Consider the following 22814-nt stretch of genomic DNA (forward strand, 5'->3'; position numbering starts at 1 on the left):
AAAGTACTCATTTACGAAAAGTAAACTTCGTATTTTCGGACTTCGCAAGCCCCCGAAGAAAAATCGGGGCAGGCTTTGTAACTGGCACTTTCTGACCAGACACATGACTTTTTACAAATTTTCCCGACTTTATAGACGAGCACTTATTAGTGTTTACAATAAAAGAAAGTTCTACCAAAAACCACATATATCTTATTTACAGTGATTTAGACACCTCAGCTTCGAGTCTTGTTCGGGGCTTGTTCGACTCTTATAAGGGCCGAACAGAAGTCGAAGAACAGTCGAACAATGGTCGAAGGAGGTACGACGCAGGATCGAAGAAGGATCGACGGGGTGCCGAAATAAAGGCATTGGTTCCGGAATTTAGATCTTGTCGCTTCACAACTCGTTTGTGTCCGCAGATGACACAGATATCCAGGGATAAAAAGATTTTACGTGTAGACCTCTAAACGCCAACCGATCGCCACGCGCAAAAGGCCACGCAGACGCATTCGGGTTAATCCTCCCCGCAAATTTTTCACCTTTTTCACCTTTTCACTTTTCCACCATTCCCCATGCCCTACTACACTTCCCAAAGTCACCCTTGGGGGGATTTAGGGGGCTTTTTCCCTCACATTCCCCATCTCATCGAAAGCCATTCGTTTTGAAAAAAGGATACTCAAAACCAGAGTCAGCGTACAACCCACAAATATAGCCAGCATAATCATTACCTGATATTTTATAGCAACAGCCGGGGAGGCACCCCCCAGGATTTGTCCGGTCATCATACCGGGAAGTGAAATCAAACCAATCACCGACATAGTGGCCAGCAAAGGATTTAGTCCCTTGATGAGGGCATCCTGAATAAAAGGTCTGAGCGCCAGTCGGGAACTCCCGCTATTGGTCAGGAGAAAGTAATACAACTCTCTGTCCTTGTGAAGTCCTTTAAAGAAGGCCGTTAAACCGACTATATTATGATTAAGAGAGTTCCCAAGCACCATACCCGAAATGGGAACAAAGTAACGGGCATCAAAGAAATAACCGGTCTTTATTACCAGTCCCAGGAAGAAACCGTCTATAATAGCCATGGAAATCAACCCGGCTATAAGAAAAGGCAGCAAAAACTGTTTCCAGGGGATTCCAACACGCTTTACCACAGTTCCTCCTCCAACCACAACCATAATTAAAACCCAGGCGGCATTAATCCAGGCATTGTTTTTCTCAAAAATCCATTCCAGGTAAACAGCGACCAAAAAAAGTTGCACAATCATCCGCAGCACACTTACAATAAGATCGCGGTTTAGTTTCACCCGGTAATAACTGAAAATAAAGAATGGAATGACCAGGATAGAAAATCCTAAAAGTAAATCCCAGATTCTTATGTCAATCATTTCTTGCATTAGCTGGTTGTTTTATTTTCATATGAAGGTGATAAAAATTATATATCTACAAGCGATTGTTAAGCAACTTTAAGTAAAGGCTGCTGAAAAGTTGACAACCCTATTTTAAATTTATTTCTAACTGTCCTTTTTGGCATTGCCCCAAAAAGAACGAAAAAAGTCTAGTCCGTTTAATCCTTTCCGCCCGCGAAAGTCAAAATTTCCGGCCATTGCGCAAGGCTATGAAAATCGCCCATTTTGGCTTCCCGCTATCCGCCGGCCCGGAAAACGGACAGGCCACCGCGCCTTTCAACCAGAAAAAGTCGTTCGGCCTAAAATCATATTTTTGAGCAGTGGCATTTTGATTATTAATCACAGCAGAAACTTACATCTTGAGAAATTTCTTAAAAAACTTGAACTTTGAATGAGATTATCGGCTTTAATTAATTATTGATTTTTTATATTTTAAGCAAACCCTATTTATCAGCGAGTGGGCAGATAGAGAAAAATATAATTAGATATTACCCTCACCTTTTCCTCATACTCCCGGCCAATCACCATTCTTCAGAGAGCAACAAGCTCATCGACCGATTTCATCCACGCCTGATTATGGGAAGCAGATACAACCGTTTTATCTTTAAGTCCACTGACAACTTTCAATAGTTTAAGGATGGCTTCATCATCCAAAGAAGAAGTGGGTTCATCCAGTAAAACAATATCCCGATCCAGTGAAAGACATACCGCAATAACCACCCGTTGTTTCTGTCCTCCGCTCATCTCATCAAATGGGCGAACAAACATTTCCTTTTCCAATCCCAGTTGCCCCATAAGTAATTCAATGTCCTTTCGTTTGGATGCAACATTCAACATTCTGGTCAGCTCATCCCCATTGGAAACAGGCAGATTAATATTTTGAGGAACATAAGCCATCTTTGAGCGAATATCTTTCACCGTATCCACCCCAAGTTTCATCCCTCCCACTCGTACAATTCCATTTTGAGGTTTCACATATCCTTGTATGATTTTCAGGACTGATGATTTGCCGGTACCCGAATGGCCGGTAATACAAACTTTACTTCCTGCCTGCACTGAAAAAGTAAGGTTTTCAAAGATGGTTCCTGTTGGATATGTCAGTGAAACTTTTTCAAATGATATCATATTATAATGTATGGTGTAATTGTTACAAATTAATTGTTTACAACAAACAGAAATACCGAACATACAAATATTTAGTGTCTTACTTCTAATATTCGTGTTTTTTTGGCAAAATATTTCTAAAATGGCTACGCCATTTTTTTTGGTATCCACGAATTATACGAATTTGGGTCGCACTTGAAGTGCGACTTTAAACGGCTTCACCGTTAAAAAATGCTGTTTTACAGATTTTAATTCGTGAGGCTCGGCTATGCCGCTTGCTTGCAGGAGTTCGTGGACAAAAAAAAGTAATTGCAAAGCAATTAGCTCATCCAGCAAGTTCTCATTTGATTTTTTATATTTGTTTGGTTCTTGCTATGCCAGGTTAGGATATTCAAAATCGTTGTTGTTCGTTTAAAAAATTGAAATGGCTTCACCACGTTCGTAATGACGGGCCTTTGCAAGACATTGAAGGGTCAATGCGAGCAGAACGAATCAATCTTCTTTCAGAATAATAGTATTTCCCGGACAATTTAAAAAAGAATATAATCTCATAACTGGGCTAATCTCTTACACTCACTTCGCGCCTCTCAGCTCATCCCTCACTTCTCAATCCTCATTTCTTAGCCTCAACCTCAGCCGCTCACCCCTCATTCCTCATCCCTCAACCCTAACCTCTCTCCTGCCCATTTTTATTTTCCCCGCCTTATGTTTATCTTTGCACGTTCGAAAAGCCTTTAAACAGATAAATAATGATAAAAATAACATTACCTGACCAATCGGTACGTGAATATGCGGAAGGCATCACCGGTGAGGAAATCGCCAGGGATATCAGCCCACGTCTGGCCAAGGAAGTACTGGCCATCACTGTGAACGATCAGTTGTACGATCTTCACCGACCGATTCAAGAGGACGCTAATATTAAACTCCATAAGTGGGAAGATGCAGAAGGCAAACATGCATTCTGGCACTCATCAGCCCACCTGCTGGCCGAAGCTTTGGAAGCGCTCTATCCCGGAATCAAATTTGGAATTGGTCCCGCCATCGAGAACGGTTTTTATTACGATGTGGATCCGGGCGACCGCGTAATCACGGATGCAGACCTGCCAAAAATTGAGAAAAAAATGCAGGAACTGGCCCGCCAAAAAATGGAATATCAAAGACGGGATGTCACCAAACAGGAGGCAATCGAATTTTTTGAGAAAAAAGGTGATCCCTACAAAGTGGAACTTATCAGTGAGCTGGAAGACGGCACCATCACCTTTTACGAGCAGGGTAACTTCACCGATCTTTGTCGCGGTCCACACCTGCCCAATACAGCCCCCATCAAAGCCATCAAACTCCTGAGTATTGCAGGAGCATACTGGCGCGGAGATGAGAAACGCAAACAGCTCACACGTGTTTACGGTATCACTTTTCCCAAACAAAAATTACTGGAAGAACATTTGCAAAAGCTGGAAGAAGCTGCCAAACGTGACCACCGGAAACTGGGAAAAGAGTTGGAACTATTTGCGTTTTCACAGCGCGTGGGACAAGGACTGCCATTGTGGTTACCCAAAGGCGCCATGCTGCGTGAACGTCTGGAAAATTTTCTGAAAAAAGTTCAGGTCAAATATGGCTACGAACAGGTGATTACTCCACATATTGGTCAAAAAGAATTGTACGAAACATCCGGCCACTATGCCAAGTACGGGGCAGACTCGTTTCAGCCCATTCATACACCTGCCGAAGGTGAAGAGTTTCTATTGAAACCCATGAACTGTCCCCACCATTGCGAGATATACAATGTTAAACCTCACTCCTATCGCGATCTTCCGGTTCGCTTTGCCGAGTTCGGAACAGTTTACCGTTATGAACAAAGTGGTGAACTTCACGGTTTAACCCGTGTACGTGGTTTTACTCAGGACGATGCCCATATTTTCTGTCGCCCCGATCAGCTGAAAGATGAATTCAAGAAGGTGATTGACATCATCTTTTACATCTTCAAGGCCTTGGATTTCAACGATTACATTGCCCAGATTTCTCTGCGGGATCCAAACAACCAGGAGAAATATATCGGGTCGGATGATAATTGGGAAAAGGCAGAGCAAGCCATCATCGAAGCTTGTGATGAAAAAGGTCTTGAAACAGTGGTAGAAACAGGAGAGGCAGCTTTCTATGGCCCCAAACTTGATTTCATGGTGCGTGACGCCATCGGACGGAAGTGGCAGCTCGGAACTATTCAGGTTGATTACAACCTCCCTGAACGCTTTAATCTGGAATACATCGGACAGGACAACCAGAAGCATCGTCCGATTATGATTCACCGGGCTCCGTTTGGAAGTATGGAACGTTTTGTGGCCGTATTGATTGAGCACACAGCCGGAAAATTCCCGTTGTGGCTGACTCCTGAGCAGGTAGTTATCCTGCCCATCAGTGAAAAATTTAATGAATACGCAAAAAATGTTTCAAATTTCCTGAATAATTCCGATATTCGCGCCGTATTAGATGAGCGTAATGAGAAGATAGGTAAAAAGATACGCGATAATGAGTTGAAACGCATCCCTTACCTATTGATTGTTGGAGAGAAAGAAGCAGAAAACAATCAGGTCTCAGTCCGCCGACAAGGAGAAGGAGATCAGGGAGTTATGTCACTCGAGGAGTTTGCTCAATTCATTAAAAATGAAGTAGAAAAGAGCCTCCCCTAGCCCCCCCAAGGAGGGAGATGAAAAATAATAAGAAGAAAGGCTGATAAGGCCTTAAAAATAAATTAACCAAATCGAATTGTTTAACTAAAAGGAATCTTTAAAACAGGCAAAGATCAGAACGCGAATAAAATTTAAGATAATCATCTTGATTTTATTTAATCAAAGCGAAAGTTTGCATTTTTAAAGATCACCTAAAAGTAAAGGAGGGTTTAGATATAGGAAGACCAAGAAAAAATACCGGACGCAACCCCAAAGATGAACTCAGGTACAGGACAAATCGTCAAATCCGCGTACCTCAGGTACGACTGGTAGGCGATAACCTTGAGAATCCGGGGGTTTACCCGACACAGGAAGCCATGAAAATGGCTGATGAGCTGGAATTGGATTTGGTGGAGATTTCGCCAAAGGCTGATCCTCCGGTATGTCGGATCATTGATTATCAAAAGTTCCTCTATCAACAAAGGAAGAAACAAAAGGAACAGAAACAGAATGCAGTTCAGGTTTCGGTTAAGGAGGTCAGGTTTGGCCCCAACACCGATGAACATGACTACAATTTCAAGCTGAAACATGCGGAAAAATTCCTCAATGACGGCGATAAAGTGAAAGCTTTCGTATTCTTCAAAGGACGAAGCATCCTTTTTAAGGAAAAAGGGGAGATTTTATTGCTCCGCCTGGCTCAGGATCTTGAAGAAGTTGGGAAAGTGGAACAGATGCCAAAACTGGAAGGTAAACGCATGACTATGTTTCTTTCACCCAAAAAGAAAAAGTAGTTGTCTATTTTTTGAACTAAATATATAGAACAATGCCAAAAATGAAGACGAATTCCAGTGCGAAGAAGCGTTTTTCAATCACTGGAAGCGGAAAAATCAAGCGTAAGCATGCTTTCAAAAGTCACATTCTGACTAAGAAATCGACTAAAAGAAAGCGTAACCTGACTTATTTTGGTGAGGTACACAAAGCTGACACAAACAACGTGAAGCTTCAGCTTGCCATGAAGTAATTGAGGAGTTAGAGGTTTCCTACTGCGCTGAAGCTTCGTAGTATGAAAGAAGTAAGAGGTTAGAAATCAGCCCCAAATACTTCTCAAAATCTAACAACAAATTGCTTACAAAATTATTTTTAATCATTGAATGAATTAGCTGAAAGAGCCCGCAGAAAGGGACGCTAACCATTCTAAAAAACAGTAAAAATGCCTAGATCAGTAAACACTGTTGCTTCAAGAGCACGAAGAAAAAAGGTGATGAAACTCACCAGAGGGTATTTTGGCCGTCGTAAAAACGTATGGACAGTTGCCAAAAATGCCTGGGAAAAGGGTATGGTTTATGCTTACCGTGACCGTAAAGCCAAGAAAAGAAACTTTCGTTCATTGTGGATTCAACGTATCAACGCTGCCGCACGTCTCGAAGGCGTATCTTACAGCCGCCTGATGGGAATGATGAATGAGCAAAACATCGACATCAACCGTAAGGTTCTTGCCGACCTGGCTGTTAACCACCCCGATGCTTTCAAAGCAGTGGTGAAAAAAGCCATGAACAAGAACTAAACGTTCAGATAACAGTATTAAAGCCCGCAACCAGTTTTTTGGTTGCGGGCTTTTTTTGTTTCCTGCCTTTCGTTTCCCCTGCCTCTCTGTCACTCGTTTCCGCACGAGGGGCTTTTCTTCCGTCGTCTCCTGACGACAAACAGAATATTATAAGTAGTGCCCTGCCCCTCGTTTCCGCACGAGGGGCTTTCCTCCCGTCGTCTCCTGACGACAAAACCTCCAATATCAACAAATCCTCTTCCCCAGATATCAATTCCATTGGTTAATCTCGTCAGAGACGAGGGGTTGCAGCCCCCTCGATCGGAATCGAGGGGGAGTGGAAATCCATTTGACATTCTCCCCCAAAAGAGCAAACTTGTGTCAAATTATTTTTTACCAACAACCGAATGCAACAAACATAAAACAACTAAACAACAACTACCTTCACCTAAAACCCAAAAAAATGGCAAATACATATCACCAAATGTATGTGCAGGCAGTGTTTGCTGTCAAATACAGAGATGCCATCCTGGAAAAGAAATGGAGAGAAGACTTTTTCGGTGTTATGGGAAACTTAATCAACGAAACAGGTTGCAAGAACATCATTGTCAACGGAGTGGAAGATCACGTCCACTGCTTTATTGGTCTCAAACCAACCTGGTCTGTTTCCGACCTGATGAAGATTGTCAAGGCAAAATCATCCAAATGGCTCAATGGAACCAATTATTTAAACCGTCGTTTCGAATGGCAAACAGGCTTTGGCTGTTTTACCTACAATCAATCACACATCCACCGGGTTTACCGATATATCCAAAATCAGGAAGAACATCACCGGAAAAAACAATTTCTGAAAGAATACACACAATTACTTAAGGCTTTCAAGATAGATTATGATCCCAGATACATCTTTGATGAATTGAAATGATGTCCTATGAAAAATTTGATTTAATAATTATCTAATTTCTGGGATTGAAATCCCAGACCACAATATGGGGCGTGCCTATGGCACTAAAAAGTCATCAAAGCTCCATAGGAGCGACCCATATTTATAACCAAACCTCCTTGTCCATTGAACAAAAGTCATCAAAGCTCCATAGGAACGACCCATCTTATTATCCGGGAATTCATTCCCGGGGCTTACAGATGATAAAAAACAAACCCAAAACCCCGGCCAACAAATTGGACCGTGCCTATGGCACTAATTTCCATCAAACCATCATATTTTGTTATCTTTGTGTCTTGTCAATCGAATAATCACAAAAAACCTTACAATATGAAGATAGCATTGATTGGATACGGAAAAATGGGGAAAGAGATTGAAAAAATCGCACAATCGCGCGGCCACGAAATCGTTTCACGCATTGACCCTGTCGCTACAGGAGAAGACTTTGGCGACGGAAATTTTGAAAAGGCTGATGTGGCCATCGAATTCACCATTCCCAAAGTAGCTTTTTCCAACTATCAGAAATGCTTTGAATACAATAAACCGGTAGTTTCCGGAACCACCGGATGGCTGGATAAGTTGCCCGAAATAAAGAAAGCTTGTGAACAAGAGGGCCAGACATTCTTTTATGCTTCTAATTTCAGTGTTGGAGTAAATATCCTTTTTGAACTCAACCGACACCTGGCAAAAATCATGAACGATCTGGACGATTATGATGTGGAGATGACAGAAGTGCACCACACCCAGAAACTAGATGCCCCAAGTGGAACCGCCATCACGCTTGCTGAGGATCTGCTGGAAAAAATCGATCGTAAAAAAGAGTGGAAACTCGACAAAGGAGAAAAAGAGAGCGATCTGGTCATAAAAGCAGAACGAGAAGGTGACGTCCCGGGAATTCACACCGTCAAATACGAATCGGAAGTGGATGAAATCACCATTCATCACAGTGCCAAATCACGTCAGGGATTCGCTCTTGGCGCGGTTCTTGCTGCCGAGTTCGCAGCCAAAAACAAAGGCTTCCTGGGCATGCGCGACATGCTTAAATTCTAACAACACAACACAGGGGCGCAATGTCGTGCTGGCATTGCGTCTGTGCGTTTAACAAAAACATAACCTACAATGATAAAACTGCAGAATGTAAAAAGGGCAAGTTGGATAAAATTCAGTATCGCAGCCCTTTTATTTGTTTTATGGGTCATCTGGTTGGAGAACTTCTGGTTTTTACTGGGACTTCCCGTTATTTTTGACCTTTACATCACCAGGTTTATTCCCTGGGATGCCTGGAAAAAAACCAAAGACGGCAGCAAACCACCCGCATGGAAAGAGTGGCTCGACGCACTGGTTTTCGCGCTGGTTGCAGTTTATCTTATAAACATCTTTTTCTTTCAGAACTATAAAATCCCAACCTCCTCTCTGGAAAAAACCCTACTGGTTGGCGACCACCTTTTTGTGAGCAAGATGAGTTATGGTCCGAGAATTCCTCAAACTCCCCTCTCTTTCCCGTTGGTCCAAAACACTTTTCCCATCATCAACACCAAATCATACAGCGAGAAACCACAATGGGATTACAGGCGACTGTCAGGATTTGGTAAAGTTGAAAGAGGAGACATCGTAGTTTTCAACTTTCCCGCCGGGGATACCGTGGCGTTTCTTCAGCCCAATCCATCGTATTTTAACATCATCAGACAATATGGTCAAAGTCGTCTGAGGGGATCTGAAAATAGTGACTATAAAAATCTTCCCGAATACCAGCAGCGTCTGATGGAGCGAAAACTGGGTGCCGAATTTGTAAAAAACAACCCCCGTGATTTTGGAGAAGTCATAGGTCGGCCGGTTGACAGACGTGACAACTATGTAAAAAGATGTGTTGCGCTTCCGGGCGACACCTTTCAAATCAAGAACAACCGCATTTTCATCAACGGAGAGTTGTTTGAAGAACCGGAAGGTGTTCAGCACAATTATCACATCATCACGGATGGCACAACGCTGAACAAAAAGTTTTATGAACGTTTGGACATCAGTGATCCAGAGAGATATGCCGGACGTCCGGGGCCCTACTACTCGTTGCCTTTGACACAATCCATGGTGGACCAAATAAAGAAAATGCCCTTCATTGAGCAAATTGCCATTGCCGAATCAGAACCTGACAGTTCCGGAATGCAGGTATTCCCTTACAGTACAAACTTCCCTTGGAGTAGAGACAACTACGGCCCCGTTGTGATGCCTCAAAAGGGAACTTCTGTCAACATTACTCCGGAAAACATTCTGTTGTATGAGCGAATCATCCGGAATTACGAAGGCAATTCGCTGGAAGTAAAAAATCAGCAAATATATATCAATGGAGAACCGGCCAATGAATATACGTTCCGGATGGATTATTATTTTATGCTGGGAGACAACCGCCACAACTCCGCCGACTCAAGATACTGGGGATTTGTGCCGGAAGACCATATCATTGGCAAACCGCTTTTGGTTTGGCTGTCTCTGGATAAAAACAAGTCATTTCCGATGAATATCCGCTGGGATCGTTTCTTCAAATACGCAGGAGAATAAAATGATTCGACTGATTTACACAATAACGCTTACATTTCTTATCATTTGCGCTGCTCTGTGGTTCCATATTATCTGGATACCACTGGCAGCCTTAATTTTGCTTTGGTTAAAGTGGCGATACAGAAAACAGTACGCCACATTAAAAGTTGCCTTTGTCCGGAAGCACCCTAAGATCTTCAACACCATCCTGGCACTGTGGATTTCCGGAATCGGGCTGGGAGCAGGCCTTTTAATCTATCGCTTCGGGGTGGAACTTATCTCGGTGCCCTCAGCATCCATGGAAAAAGCAATCAATCCCGGCGATTACATTATCGTAAACAAATTGGTGCCCGGTCCGCGGAGGTTTCCTGAAAACCCGGATAAGTATTTCAGAATGAAGGGAACCTCGGATTTGCAAAAAGGTGATGTGATACTATTTAATTTTCCTGAGGGGGACACCATTTTGGAGAACCGCCCCGATGAAAGCTACTACTACCTTAAGCGTCATTACAATAACTTTGACCGGCTCAGACAAATCCGCAAATGGGGCAATCTGGTTCCGCTTGAAGTTAAAAATCGCCCCCGCTTTGTAAAACGCCTTGCAGGGCTGCCGGGAGATACAGTCACCATTTACAACGGAGTACTTTTGATAAACAATCAGGAAGCTGATCTTGCAGGTACTGTCATCAAAAAATTTCGATGGGACAATACGGAAGAAGCCTTTAAAAGAGCTGAAAAACGGAAATGTTTTCTAAATCATTACCAACAAAGCGGCAACCTGATTGTGGAAATGACCAGGGAATCCTATCAAAAACTTCCCGACACCATTCGCCAACATCTAAACCCCGCATTACTGGAAAGAAATGTTCCGGACATCCACACTTTTCCCTTTGATAAATCAACCGGCTGGAATACCGATTTTATGGGACCTGTAAAAATTCCGGGTAAAGGAAGTACCATTCGTTTAACTCGTGAAAACCTGAGTATTTACAAACGGGCCATCACGGTTTATGAAGGAAATAGTTTGGCTCTGGAAGACGGCAGGATATTCATGAACGGCCGACCACGGAATTTTTATACGTTTAAAATGGATTATTACTGGGTGATGGGTGACAACAGGCCAAAATCCTTCGACAGTCGATTTTGGGGTTTACTGCCCGAAAACCATGTTATTGGAAAAATCCCCGAAGAATTCATACATTTGGGAGAGGAATGAGGGTTGAGGAATGGGAATTGAGGAATGGGAAACCCTTATAAACATATAAAGACTACAACGATGCGCAAACAGTCATTTTCTCTTTGGGGTTTTGTAATAGCAGCCCTTATACTGGTTTTTTTCTCAGTTCAAAATGCCGGTGAAGTTGCTTTTAAGTTTTTTATCTGGGAGCCCTACCTCCCCTTGTCGGTATTGCTTATTGTTGCATTCCTTCTGGGATTAATCGTGGGCGTAATTTTCTCCTTCCGCTCCTCCGGAAAAAAGAAAGAAAAGAAAGAAAAACAACCTTTTGAACATCCAAAGGATGAAGTGATAAAGCCGGAAAACCCTGAAATACCAGAGAAGGAATAACACTCAGAAAGAATATCAACATGTCAGAGACACCATTGCTTTGCCAGGCCTGCTTCGGGCCTGTGGAATATTTTGCGCAATTATCAAAAGGAAAAGTTATTATTGAAAGTTATTCGCACTACACCAGGCAAACATACCGGAACCGATATCATATAATGGCGGCCAACGGTCCGCTCTCTCTAACCGTACCGGTGGAAAAGGAAAAAAACAAAAAAGTGTATGACAAGGATGTGAAAATTGCCTACCATACCCCCTGGCAACACAACCATTGGCATTCGTTGGTTTCAGCCTATAATTCGTCTCCCTTTTTTCAGTTTTATGCAGATGAATTAGAACCTTTTTTTACAAAAAAACATACCCGACTCCTTGATTTTAATCTGGATAGCACGCGGCTGATTTGCGAATTGATTGGAATAAATGTGGAAATCAATTTTACAGAAGATTTTTTTGATTCACCTAAAAATGACAGTTTAGATCTGAGAGAACATATCCACCCCAAAAAAGCCATTAATGCAGAACTCACAGGCACATCAACCATCCCTTACAAACAGGTTTTTGATGAACGCCACGGGTTTCAACCCAATTTGAGCATTCTCGACCTGCTGTTTAATAAAGGCCCTGAAGCAAGTTTGATACTTGATGAGATGAATGGGCTTTGAATTCTGAGTTGTGTGTTCTGAGTTGTGAGACTTGAGTTTGGTCAGGCTTCCTTCAGATTGAGAGATGAGCAATAAGGATGTTTTCGGGTTTTTTCTCCCCTCTAACTTCCAGCCCTCTACCTCTATACTCACCTTCCCCTCCTACCCCTTATCCTTCCGATCCATTTTCTCCCACAGTTCCACACCCTGATTTACAATTTCTTTATGGTCAAAAGCCAGTGGGGGCAACTCTTCAAGCGGAAACCACCTGGCATCCGATGCGTCATCAGCTCCTTTTACATCAGCAATCCTCTCCAGGGGAGATAAAAATGCCACAGTAACCGTTCGATGACGGGGATCTCGCCCAACTTTTCCAAAAGCACCAATCTGATGAATTTCAACACCACGAAGACCGGTTTCTTCTTCCAGTTCCCGAACAGCAGTTGTTTCAATATCCTCATTCATTTCGGCAAAACCGCCGGGCAAAGCCCACATATCCTGAAAAGGAGGTTTTTCGCGTCGAATCAGTAACAGTTTTGCCTCCTGCAGGGAGTTACCTGCCAAGGCTACCACATCGGCAGTGACAGCAGGACGGGGATAATCGTAACAGTATTTTTGTTGCATTCAGGTAAATATAACTTATCCGAAATTTAATTCAGATGAGTGAATAATTCTTTTTATAACTCTGAGGTGGTGCGTATAGCGGCGTTGATCTTTATTGTAAATTCCCTGATGATCAAAAGCATCAATACGAACAGCACCGCTGGCATGTAATATTCGTCCCTGACCGAGGCACAGGCCAACATGGATTATTTCCCCCTCCTCATTATCGAAAAAGGCCAAATCGCCCGTTCCGGCCTCTTCCACAAAGCTCACCACCTCCCCATAATTTATTTGCTGAGAAGCATTCCGGGGCAAAAAAACACCCCCTGCCTTATAAACATTCTGAACCAATCCGCTGCAGTCGATGCCATAAAAGGTACGACCACCCCACAGATAAGGGGCATTGAGGTAACCACGTGCCACTTCTTCCAAATCAATTCGTCCGCTAGGCAAATTCCCCTGCCAGAAAAATTCCTCTGAGCCAATCCTTATGGCATTCCGATCCTCACTGTTAAATACCACCCTACTTCCGGAAGAAAGAAGCATAGGTGTGGAATCGGATTCTCGAATTACTTTCACAAACGGTTTCATAACGATATGCCCCGAAGAACGATTCCAGTGTTCAACATCACGCTCCTCCATTTTTGTCACCAATTTATCATCGATCCACCCCTGGTAACCGTCATAATGACACTGTACCTGGTACCATCCGGGCACATGCTCAAGTAAATCAAAACTTTCACCAAACAATATCTGAGTTTCCAGCTGAGCCCCTTCTGCAGGCTCTGTGCGAACCGGAATAAATCCGTAAGTACAAATGGATTGTGTCATAAATAATATATTTGTAATATCATACGGTCTTTTTAAACAAAAAGCAGACCAAAAAGTAGAGCCAACACACCATCCGGCTGAACCTTTTCACTATATTAGTACTTTATATCAGTGCGCATTCTAAAAAGCCAAAATTTCGTCAACTTACCTGAATTTGACGATGTTCTAACTTTTTGGATGACACTCAAAATAAGAAAATAAAATCACATAACAACAGACCGTCATTTTTTTAACGGTCATGGTGATAAAATCAGGTTTTACAAGACAAAACATTACATATTATGTCACGTTTCTTTTCCAACATCAAAGATAACGCTACCGGGATCTATCGTATCTTAATATTTCTCTCTGCCATTGCACTGGTGGTTTATATTTTGCCCAGGGAGGGAAAATTCCCATATGAATACAGCAAGGGGAAACCATGGAAACATGAGATGCTTATCGCCCCTTTTGATTTTCCGGTATATAAAAGTCAGGCCGAATTAGAAAACGAAAGAGACAGTATTCTTGACAATTTTCGTCCTTACTTCAATTTCGACACACTACGAAAGGCCGAACAAGCCAACAGAATAAGCATTGAATTTGAAAATAAGAAAGAGAATTTATCAGAAAAATACCCGTTTCTGGAGAAAACCCCTGAAAGAAAAGACTCCAGTCTCTGGAGTATAGTCAAAGAAACTACAAGGAATGAATTGATTAAAATCTATAACAAAGGATTAATTAATTTACCCGAACAATACATTAATGCAGGCCCCTCTTTCGAGTTAATTCTTGTCAGGAATAATTTCGCCGAACCCTCTGGGCTCAGTGAGTTTCATAATTATCAGAGCGCTTATCAGCAAATCACGTTGCACATATTCAGGCAAATGAAAGTGTTGACTGAAGTTGATCAGCAAGTGCTGGACAATCTGGTTTCCGACCTCCAGATTAATAAATACCTGGAACCAAATATTAATTATGACCTCGAACGCACCACCAGGGAAAGGGATAAGATACTCAAAAACCTTAGCCTTACCAGTGGCATTGTGCTATCGGGTCAGAGGATTGTTGACACCGGAGAGATCATCGACGACAAGACAGTAAAAATACTTGATTCCCTTAAGAAAGAGTACGAGATATCTCTGGGAAGCGGATCGGGCTACTACTTCATTTTACTGGGTCAGGTGCTCTTCACCTTTCTTTTTATGGGATTGATATACCTGTTCCTTTATTTCTTCAGACGTGATGTTTATAACAATCTGTTATCCATATCCTTTATGCTGATCATGGTTATCGGAATGTTATTACTTGTCAGACTGTCAAGGTTGTTTGATTTCTTTCCGCTTTACATCATTCCATTTGCCATATTGCCAATTATCATTCGCACATTCTTTGATTCCAGGCTGGCCTTCTTCATGCATGTTATTACCATACTGATGGGAGCTTTTTTCACTCAAAACAGTTTTGAATTCGTATATATGCAGGTTCCCATCGGATTGATTGCTATTTTCAGTCTGTTTAGAATGGTTCGTCGCGAACAACTGGTGAGGGCATCAATTTTTATTGTAATTGCCTATTCCGGCTTCTACACGGCAATGGCCATTCTGCAGGAAGGTGACTTACAAAACATCAATTTGTCGCTTTACGGTCAGTTTTTCATCAACGGTGCCTTCATATTGCTGGTTTATCCACTCATTTATGTTTTTGAAAAAGCTTTTGGTTTCATCTCTGATGTCACACTGGTGGAACTCTCTGACACCAATCATCCACTATTGCGTAAACTGGCAGAAAAAGCTCCCGGTTCATTTCAACACTCCCTGCAGGTGGGGAACCTTGCCCAGGAAGCAGTTTACCGCATTGGGGGAAATCCATTGCTGGTAAGAGCCGGAGCCATGTACCACGATATTGGGAAAACTGTTTCACCCATCTTTTTTACCGAGAACCAAAACACGGGTTTCAATCCTCACACAAATCTGGATTATGAAAAAAGCGCCCAATCCATCATTCAACATATCGAAAAAGGGGTGAAAATTGCAAGAAAACACAAGATCCCGGAGCAGATAATCGATTTTATCCGTACACATCAGGGAACCACTAAAACTAAGTATTTCTATAACTCCTACCTGAATGAGAATCCGGATAAAGAGCCGGACATATCCCAATTTACCTACCCCGGACCCACTCCCTTTACCAAAGAAACAGCAATCCTGATGATGGCAGATGCCGTAGAAGCAGCTTCACGAAGCCTTAAGAATTACACCGATGAGGAAATTGAAAAACTGGTGGAAAATATTATTGAAAGTCAGATTGACGAAAACCAGTTCGTAAATGCACCAATAACATTCCGTGAGATCACCCAGGTAAAGGAAGTGTTTAAACAAAAACTCAAAAACATCTACCACGCAAGGGTAGAATACCCCGAATTAAAAAACCAAAATGCTCCTCAGACTTCGGAAAACCGGGAGCCACAAACGCCTCCGGACACACCGGATGAGTGAAGGGGGAAGAAGTGAGGGTTGAGCGGTGAGGGTTGAGCGGTGAGGGATGAGGGATGAGCTATGAGCTATGAGCTACGAGCTATGAGCTAAAGGCAATGGGGCAGACAACGGGTGTGAATAGCTATCCAGGCAGAAGGCAGAAGTGAGGTGAGAGATTCAAACAGGCCTTAAGGCAATCTATATTAACTTTAAAAAAAAGTTGGGCGAAATTTATAGAGACCAATGCGTTACATTAAGATATTAGCTTTGATGCTTTTATTTTTCAGCTGCTCTCAGCCAAAGTTGTTGGTAATGTATGGCACTGAAAATAGATTCTTAATTTACTCTGACTCAACTTTTGTAGACGGAAATATCAGTCTTGAAATTGATAATTGTACACTGACCTTTTCTAGTTCGGACTTGGAGTCAATTATCATGCATGATGATTCAAGAAATCACAAACAAATACTCATTCAATTTTCAAACACACCGCTATCTGTTAGGCAGATAGAAGATCAATATTTGATTAATAATAGAGATACAACCGACTTGTTTAGCACAGCAATTCTTGATTTTACATTTGACTCGTTGATTTTAGCTGGCAAGTTTTATGGTTATGACAGTGAAATACCAGTTAGATTTATTGAACACACAAAATGGGATCCTCAATACCAAGGGGAAATATATTCAGAGTGGAAGCTAAATGATAAAGTAATTAAAAAGATAACCTGGGGTTTCGTTGATTAATTATTTCAATTGTTATGTGGAGTAAAAAAAAATATGATTTGCCAGATTTTGACTCATTCTTCAAAAGTATAGTCAAATACGTTGATACAACCGAAGATTATAGACAATCGATATGGATTCCAAATAAACTGGATAAAGAATATTTTGGAAAATTTGATTGGGGAAAGTTTACGATATATCAAACAAGAAAAGGTCTGATAAAAAGGTATATTTCATTGAGGATAAAGGCAAAACTTGAGGACTCAAAACTTTCTGTTAGCTTAATGGATTATTATTTGTTTGGCCGACTATTTAATTATCTGCTGATTTTTATAGTATCTATAGTTGTGGCAGTAAATAATAATTTGATTTTTGGCCTAATAATTCTAGTTCCTGATTTTTTATTATTAGCTGCCCATTGGAGGACTTTTGAGAAAAATAAAACAGGATTAGTGACATCATATCAAAGTCAATTAACGATGATTAAACTCTGTACAACAAAGCTATATGCACCAACCGTGGCATCCACAACACATTGAAGGTTTTGTTCTTCCCTCTCCCATCCTCTCAACCGGATAAATTCATAACTACCTGAAAACCACGAGCTAAGGCATACAGCCAATAAGAAGGCGGGAATTGCTTTCCGGTTTTCCGAAAATCAACCCCCGCCGGAATTGTTAAGTGAAAGTCAATAAAGTTTACACCACCTGCTTAAAATTTCTCATAATCATCTGAACCAAAACCGCCCAAATCAAAATCGGGTGTTTTCCCTTTTGCTTTGGCTTTCAGCTGACTCTGGGAAACAGAACAGTTAGCTCCCTCTTCTTCTTTTTCTACTTTTGTCGCTTTATCAGATTCTTCAGAAACAGCGGGAGTCCCGGATTCATTTACATCTTTCTTACGATTTTCCTCTGACAAACTAAAAACAGAAATCGCTCGTTCCAGACGTTCAGAAAGCTTCTCAATTCTCAGAGCTGCAGAGTTGATCTCTTCCGAGTTGGAAGCATTCCTCTGTGTTACCTGATTCAGCTGCTGAAGTGCATTATTGATCTGTTCAACCCCTGTAACCTGTTCCAACGAAGCCACTGATATCTCCTGAATCAGGCCTGCTGTTTTTTCAATTTCCGGTGTAAGGGCAAGCAACATCTCGCGTGACTCTCGGGAAGAATTGATAGTCATTCCCGACACTTTATTAATATCGTTAGCAGCCTGCTGACTACGTTCGGCCAACTTACGCACCTCGGCAGCAACAACCGCAAAACCACGTCCTTCAATCCCCGCTCTCGCGGCTTCCACTGCTGCATTCAATGCAAGTATATTGGTTTGAAAAGCAATATCCCCAATAACAGAAATTTTGGAGGTAATCTGCTCCAAAAATTCAGCTGCTCTTTCAGTTATTTCATTACTGCTATTCATATCTTCAGCAGCTTTACGGGCTATAGTTTCAGTCTCCCGGGCATTATCGGTGTTTTGCTGAATATTGGCATGCATCTCTTCCATGGAAGATGAAACCTCCTCAGCAGCCGAGGCTTGTTCACTTGCACCTTCTGCCAGTTCGGTGGATTCCCGTGAAAGAGAAGTACTCGCTTCCACCATTTCCCGGGTACCTTCGGTAATATCACCGATAATAACCCGCAAATTCTTAACCATATTATCCAAGGCAACACCCAAACGTCCCACTTCATCTTTTCGATTGGTATCAAAACGGACGGAAAGATTTCCTGCTGCGACTTTCTCGGCCAGTCCAACCCCCTGAATAATAGGGTTTGCAATGGAGTTTGGCAGTAACAGTGCCAGAATTAACCCGACAAGAAGAAGTACAATGAGGGCAGCGATAACCAGCGTTTGAATATTATCAACAATGCGGGCACTTTGATTCCCCATCCCCTTTATATCTCCTTGTCCCATGTCCGCAATAGCACGGGTATCCCACATAATTTCTTTACCAAGTTCATATCTTTTAACCTCGGCAAACCTGGCTTTCTGGTAGTGCTCAATAAAAGAAATTGCTGAAGAGACAAAATCATTCAGCGTAGCTGTTACAGCCCCTGACAAATAGGCTGCATTAATATCTGTCTGCAAAGTTCGCGCTTTTGATAATTCAGTATCCAGAGCGACAGCTTCCCGGGTATAATCCTTTGCCTGCACAACACCCCAAAGTCCCAAAGCACGATTAATAAATTGCTGATAACGAACATTCGTACGATAGTTCCCTGATAAATCAACCAACTCCTCTCCTGCCATTCTCATCAATTCACGATGGTTAGAAGCTGACTTTTGTGCCTCACTATAGTCCTCATACATGGCGGCGTAGGCTTCCATTTTTTTCTTTAACTCACTAAATTCACTGCTACGAGCCCCCTCTCCCTCCATTTCTATCAGATTATTCAGGGCAACCATCATTTGTGTATAGTACCTATCAAAAACTTCATCGAAATATGGCTGGGCAGAAAAATCGTATGAGCGGGTAACTTCTGTGAGTTTTCGCCAGTTTTGATCCACAAGACTGGCTTCATTGACAGTGGGAATATATTTCTCAGACAGATCATTAACACCACTGCCTATCTCGAAAAGACTATATAAGGTAAACCCACCCATCAATAAGGTTAAAACTACCACAGCTGCAATACTGCCCCTGATTTTACTACTGATACTCAAATCTCTCCAATTCATCTTTTGCGGATTATATTATTATTAAATCAAAAAACCAGGATAGTGACAATTATCCGGCGAAAAACATCTGAGGGTTTGAGGAAAGGTTCAAGACATCACCGAACTGTTGCAGATTCTTTTTTTTAACCTGAACACTTCATAACTAATCTATTGCAATGTTCAACTACCTGCAAAAAAGTGGCGTCCTCAATAAAAATTGGAATGAATATAATTTATTTTTCCCTTCTGAATTTTTATTTGTGGTTGCCATTATTTCTTTCTGTTTGAACATCTCATTACGAAGATTCATGTATTAACCAGGTTAAAAATAAAAAACTGGTGATATTCTGCTTAAAAATATCATGTTCGTTTGTTCAGTATAAAAACAGTCTGAATTAATTGACGTGGCGGAACTCCAAAATTCTTTTATTCTCCCACTATACCCAAACATATTTGGATAAGATGTGGCAGATTTAAGAAACCAGACTTCCATACTTATTTTACAATAAGGATAGCTCTGCATTCGACCAGAAATAGAAAGAACACGAAACAATACCTTACAATAAATAATTCTTCAAAATTTTAAAAATTTTCTACCATTTCAAAATAAAAAGATAAAAAAGACTTATTTTCGCTCAAACTATCTTTAACCTTTTCTTTTTTCACTTATTTTATTCAGAAAACAAAAGGAAAATGAATACAAAAAAACTAATTACTTCAATCCTTTCATTCACATTATTGGTTGTTTTATTCACAGCACTTCCTTCATGCAAAAAGAGTGAAGGAAAGAAAATTGGCTTCCTCTACAGCTCAAATGTCACCATCCGTTTCAATAAAGAAAGTCAGTTTTTTAAAGAACGAGCTAAAGAATTGGGTGTCAATGTCGTCATTGACCATGCAGGCGACAATGATGCCGTTCAATACGAAAAAGCCATTCAAATGATGGAAGATGGCATTGACCTACTTACTCTTATTGCCGTAAATATCAACACAGCGGAAAATATTGTAAAAGAAGCCAAAGCCAGAGATATTCCGGTGATTGCTTACAACCGACTGATTGCCAACTCTGACCTGGATGTTTACATCAGTGGTAACAATGACGAACTGGGAAAAGACATGGTCGGTTATGCCTTAAAACAAAAACCATCCGGAAATTACGTCATCCTTAATGGTGACAGATTTGACAAAAACGCTGTTGAATTAATGGAATCCATCGATGAAACATTACAACCACATATTGATGCCGGAAAAATAAACATCCTCTATAAAACTTTTATTGAAAGCTGGAATCCGGTGAATGCCGCACACGAACTGGAACAGCTCATGAAAGCCAATCCTGAACCAATTGACGCAATAGTATCATGTTTCGACGGGATGTCGGTTGGCTGCATAGAGGTTTTGGAAAAATATGATTTGGCAGGCAAAGTAATCATTACCGGACAGGACGCTCAGTTAGAGTCATGCCGCCGGATTGTGGAAGGCACACAGCATATGACAATGTATCATCCGCTTAAGCAGATAGCCTACAAAGCAGCAGATGTTGCTGTTGATATCCTGAACGGAGAAAAGCTGGACAAAACTCATGAAATCACTTATTCCAACAACGGATTTAAAGATGTCCCCACCGTTCAAATCAGCTCCATTCCCGTCACCAAAGAAAATATTGATAAAGTGCTCATTGAAAGCGGATTTTACAAACGAGAAGAGATTTATTAATTGTAGCCATTACCTATCACAGATTAGGTTAGTGTTTGTATATATAGTGTTTGTATATAAAGTCCAACTTCTGCGTTGTTGCTCAAAATCTAAATCCTCAAATACATTAGTATTCTGCGGTTTAGATTTTTCACACGCCTTGACTTGGCACTAGGTTAGGCTGATTCCGGGTAAAAAGGATTTTTTTTTCCAAAAAGGAAACGGATTGCACATTTGCAGTCCGTTTTTTATTTAAAAACCGACACTTCAGAACCGATTTATTGGACTTCAGTAATTGTTTTCTTAAATTATGTAGCTGTTAAAATACTTTTGCACGGAAATACGAAACAAGAAAACAAAATTCAACAATGAGAAACCCTGTAATACTTAACTTCTGTATTGTTTCGGCAATACTCCTCTTTTCTTCCTGCTCTCAAAAGCAGCAAAAGGAAGAACTTCCGGCCATTATTAAAACAACAGAAATCCGTCAGATTGAATCGGTGCTGACAAAAAAATATCCTGCGAGAATCAAATCGGCCTCTGAAGTAAAATTATCTTTCAGAGTGGCAGGCCCCATATTGAAGGTCAATGTAAAAGAAGGAGATACAGTAAATAAGGGAGATGTTTTAGCACAAATTGATCCGCGTGATTACCGGGTTCAACTTCAGGCAACAGAAGCCAAATACCGTGAGGTAAAAAGTGAAGTGGAAAGAATCACAGCACTTTATAAAAAAGACAAAATATCGGCAAACGACTACGAAAAAGCAGTTTCAGGATTAAAACAAATTTCGGCAAAATATGAGGCACACTCCAATGCACTGGAAGACACCAAACTAAAAGCACCCTTCGCCGGCCATATCAGCAAAATATTTTTTGAACAAGGGGAAACTGTTGATGCAGGAATGCCCGTAATTTCGTTCTACAACAATAAGGAATTTGAAATTATTGCCCATCTTCCGGCTTCCGATTTCCTGAAAAAAGAAGATTTCCGGCGTTTTTCCTGTCAGTCTTCCTCTCTGCCGGGGAAGGAGTGGCCCCTGGAACTAAGAAATATTGTCTCTCAAGCCAATCTAAACGGACTTTATCCCGCTTATTTCAGTTTAAAAGCAAATGCCCGGGATATCATTCTGCCGGGGATGAGTGCAGAAGTCATCATTCAATACCAAACAGATAAATCCCCCCTTTTTGAATTGCCATCTTCTGCCATATTTGAAAAATCAGGCAGCTCCGAAATATGGGTTTTTAATGAAGAGGATGAAACAGTCAGCGCAAAAAAGGTGAAAATCATTAAAGTCAGATCATCAGGCATCGCAGTGGTAAAAGGAGATTTTCAGGGATCAGAAATCATTGTAAGCGCGGGTGTCCACAATCTTACCGAAGGTCAGAAAGTTCGCAGGATGCCTGCTCCGACTAAAAGCAATGTAGGAGGACTTTTGTAACCCCCAATCAACTCAACAAGCATAAAAAATC

Annotated in this window: 21 protein-coding genes; 15 read left to right on the plus strand and 6 right to left on the minus strand. The window is 41.4% G+C overall.

Features of this window, described 5'->3' with window-relative positions:
- Window positions 1-593: 593 nt before the first annotated feature.
- Both W7W_RS0113655 and W7W_RS0113665 read right to left on the minus strand, forming a co-directional pair.
- Window positions 594-1379, minus strand: coding sequence for an ABC transporter permease (locus tag W7W_RS0113655; protein WP_010664279.1), 786 nt, complete (start codon window positions 1377-1379; stop codon window positions 594-596).
- Window positions 1380-1922: 543 nt separating this feature from the next.
- A complete protein-coding gene (locus W7W_RS0113665) occupies window positions 1923-2516 on the minus strand; it encodes an ABC transporter ATP-binding protein (RefSeq protein WP_010664281.1) in 594 nt (197 codons plus the stop codon).
- A gap of 728 nt (window positions 2517-3244) precedes the next feature.
- Between W7W_RS0113665 and thrS the strand changes: the two genes are divergently transcribed.
- The 4 genes from thrS to rplT all read left to right on the plus strand — a co-directional run bounded on the left by thrS (window position 3245) and on the right by rplT (window position 6722).
- Entirely contained in the window at window positions 3245-5179 is a 1935-nt protein-coding gene (gene thrS / locus W7W_RS0113675) for a threonine--tRNA ligase (protein WP_010664282.1), read from the plus strand.
- A 215-nt stretch (window positions 5180-5394) separates the two neighbouring features.
- Window positions 5395-5949, plus strand: a complete 555-nt coding sequence (gene infC / locus W7W_RS0113680) for a translation initiation factor IF-3 (protein ID WP_029510613.1) — start codon at window positions 5395-5397, stop codon at window positions 5947-5949.
- A 41-nt stretch (window positions 5950-5990) separates the two neighbouring features.
- Window positions 5991-6179, plus strand: coding sequence for a 50S ribosomal protein L35 (gene rpmI / locus W7W_RS0113685; protein WP_444542987.1), 189 nt, complete (start codon window positions 5991-5993; stop codon window positions 6177-6179).
- Between the two features lie 189 nt (window positions 6180-6368).
- Window positions 6369-6722 (plus strand): 50S ribosomal protein L20, encoded by a 354-nt coding sequence (rplT, locus tag W7W_RS0113690; protein WP_010664285.1) that lies wholly within the window; start codon window positions 6369-6371, stop codon window positions 6720-6722.
- A gap of 4 nt (window positions 6723-6726) precedes the next feature.
- On the opposite strand, the gene W7W_RS0113695 is transcribed toward rplT, so the two are convergent.
- Entirely contained in the window at window positions 6727-6981 is a 255-nt protein-coding gene (locus W7W_RS0113695) for a hypothetical protein (RefSeq protein WP_010664286.1), read from the minus strand.
- Between the two features lie 183 nt (window positions 6982-7164).
- Between W7W_RS0113695 and tnpA the strand changes: the two genes are divergently transcribed.
- From tnpA to W7W_RS0113725, 6 genes are all read left to right on the plus strand, one after another.
- Window positions 7165-7626, plus strand: coding sequence for an IS200/IS605 family transposase (tnpA, locus tag W7W_RS0113700; RefSeq protein ID WP_025007140.1), 462 nt, complete (start codon window positions 7165-7167; stop codon window positions 7624-7626).
- Window positions 7627-7974: 348 nt separating this feature from the next.
- Window positions 7975-8694 carry a 4-hydroxy-tetrahydrodipicolinate reductase gene (gene dapB, locus W7W_RS0113705; RefSeq protein ID WP_010664288.1) on the plus strand — a complete coding sequence of 240 codons (720 nt, stop codon included), beginning with the start codon at window positions 7975-7977 and terminating at the stop codon, window positions 8692-8694.
- A gap of 69 nt (window positions 8695-8763) precedes the next feature.
- The gene (lepB, locus tag W7W_RS0113710) at window positions 8764-10197 is read left to right on the plus strand and encodes a signal peptidase I (protein WP_010664289.1); all 1434 of its coding nucleotides are present in this window, start codon (window positions 8764-8766) and stop codon (window positions 10195-10197) included.
- 1 nt (window position 10198) lies between these two features.
- The gene (gene lepB, locus W7W_RS0113715) at window positions 10199-11392 is read left to right on the plus strand and encodes a signal peptidase I (RefSeq protein WP_010664290.1); all 1194 of its coding nucleotides are present in this window, start codon (window positions 10199-10201) and stop codon (window positions 11390-11392) included.
- 60 nt (window positions 11393-11452) lie between these two features.
- Complete coding sequence (locus tag W7W_RS22265; protein WP_010664291.1) at window positions 11453-11743, plus strand: LapA family protein; 291 nt, start codon at window positions 11453-11455, stop codon at window positions 11741-11743.
- Window positions 11744-11763: 20 nt separating this feature from the next.
- Entirely contained in the window at window positions 11764-12402 is a 639-nt protein-coding gene (locus W7W_RS0113725) for a WbqC family protein (protein ID WP_010664292.1), read from the plus strand.
- A gap of 141 nt (window positions 12403-12543) precedes the next feature.
- On the opposite strand, the gene W7W_RS0113730 is transcribed toward W7W_RS0113725, so the two are convergent.
- On the minus strand, window positions 12544-13005 hold the full coding sequence (locus tag W7W_RS0113730) for an NUDIX domain-containing protein (RefSeq protein ID WP_010664293.1): 462 nt from the start codon (window positions 13003-13005) through the stop codon (window positions 12544-12546).
- Between the two features lie 15 nt (window positions 13006-13020).
- Entirely contained in the window at window positions 13021-13815 is a 795-nt protein-coding gene (locus W7W_RS0113735) for a C40 family peptidase (protein WP_010664294.1), read from the minus strand.
- Between the two features lie 281 nt (window positions 13816-14096).
- On the opposite strand from W7W_RS0113735, the gene W7W_RS0113740 reads away from it, so the two are divergent.
- The 3 genes from W7W_RS0113740 to W7W_RS0113750 all read left to right on the plus strand — a co-directional run bounded on the left by W7W_RS0113740 (window position 14097) and on the right by W7W_RS0113750 (window position 17536).
- Window positions 14097-16292 carry an HD family phosphohydrolase gene (locus W7W_RS0113740; RefSeq protein ID WP_010664295.1) on the plus strand — a complete coding sequence of 732 codons (2196 nt, stop codon included), beginning with the start codon at window positions 14097-14099 and terminating at the stop codon, window positions 16290-16292.
- Window positions 16293-16514: 222 nt separating this feature from the next.
- Window positions 16515-17018, plus strand: a complete 504-nt coding sequence (locus W7W_RS0113745; RefSeq protein ID WP_010664296.1) for a hypothetical protein — start codon at window positions 16515-16517, stop codon at window positions 17016-17018.
- 14 nt (window positions 17019-17032) lie between these two features.
- A complete protein-coding gene (locus W7W_RS0113750; RefSeq protein ID WP_010664297.1) occupies window positions 17033-17536 on the plus strand; it encodes a hypothetical protein in 504 nt (167 codons plus the stop codon).
- Between the two features lie 172 nt (window positions 17537-17708).
- Here W7W_RS0113750 and W7W_RS0113755 read toward each other — a convergent pair whose 3' ends face one another.
- Window positions 17709-19670 (minus strand): methyl-accepting chemotaxis protein, encoded by a 1962-nt coding sequence (locus tag W7W_RS0113755; RefSeq protein WP_010664298.1) that lies wholly within the window; start codon window positions 19668-19670, stop codon window positions 17709-17711.
- Window positions 19671-20342: 672 nt separating this feature from the next.
- Here W7W_RS0113755 and W7W_RS0113760 point away from each other — a divergent pair.
- On the plus strand, window positions 20343-21365 hold the full coding sequence (locus W7W_RS0113760) for a substrate-binding domain-containing protein (RefSeq protein ID WP_010664299.1): 1023 nt from the start codon (window positions 20343-20345) through the stop codon (window positions 21363-21365).
- Between the two features lie 347 nt (window positions 21366-21712).
- A complete protein-coding gene (locus W7W_RS0113770) occupies window positions 21713-22783 on the plus strand; it encodes an efflux RND transporter periplasmic adaptor subunit (protein WP_010664300.1) in 1071 nt (356 codons plus the stop codon).
- The last annotated feature ends 31 nt before the right edge of the window (window positions 22784-22814 follow it).

The organism is Marinilabilia salmonicolor JCM 21150, from assembly GCF_000259075.1.
Lineage (GTDB): Bacteria > Bacteroidota > Bacteroidia > Bacteroidales > Marinilabiliaceae > Marinilabilia > Marinilabilia salmonicolor.